The organism is Vibrio sp. 03_296, assembly GCF_002265885.1.
On record NZ_NPKW01000718.1, the window covers coordinates 1 to 725 of the forward strand.

The 725-nt window shown below is 42.2% G+C and carries 2 pseudogenes; both read right to left on the reverse strand.

Annotation, left to right across the window (positions count from 1 at the left end):
* A pseudogene (locus tag CIK04_RS27370) lies at window positions 1–311 on the reverse strand (PTS sugar transporter subunit IIA); the annotation flags it as partial.
* A gap of 262 nt (window positions 312–573) precedes the next feature.
* Window positions 574–725: pseudogene (locus tag CIK04_RS27375) on the reverse strand (HAD-IB family hydrolase); the annotation flags it as partial.

Below are 725 nucleotides of genomic sequence, written 5' to 3' on the forward strand. Positions count from 1 at the left end.
ATCGGGTGAGGCAATCATGAAGAATACGGTCGGTTTGACGCCCTCTTCGTCGCCATACTCGATGCCTTCGCGCTTTACGCCAACAGCGATGGCAGGCTCGATAACCGCTTTGCTTTTTGCGTGTGGGTAAGCGATGCCGTCCATTGACGTAATGCTTAATGCTTCGCGTGCTTCAATGTCGGTTAAAAACGCCTCTTTGCTGCTGATTCGATTATTTTCAAATAGCATTTTGCTAGCTCAGCAAGACTTCATTTTATTATTGCTTGAAGGTTGCCTTTAATTAAATTGACGTTGGTGAGTTCGGTGATCATTTATTTGCTCATAAAGTATTTAACTGATGAGCTAAAATTAATGGATGTAGAGTTTTACCGAAATAGCAAAATAATTCACTCACTATACTTTGTACCACACGTTAATTAAGTGTGATGGAAGTCATTCTGTAAAAGATGAATCGGAATTGAGCGTAATTGAAGTGGATTTTATATATTGTTTGTCATTTTCGCTTGAAAATAGCGCGATAGTCAGTGACCACAACCAAGCTATCACACTCGTGAGTAAAAGGAGGACGAACAACTAACCCCAATGCAGTACCGTCCAGTTTGGGCGATGGGCATGTTGCTTAAGTTGCGGACAGGGATTCACCAAATAGGCGAAATCGGCGTACTCGCACAAGGGTAAATCGTTGATGGAGTCAGTATAGAAGTGAATCTCGCTGTAGTGCTTTG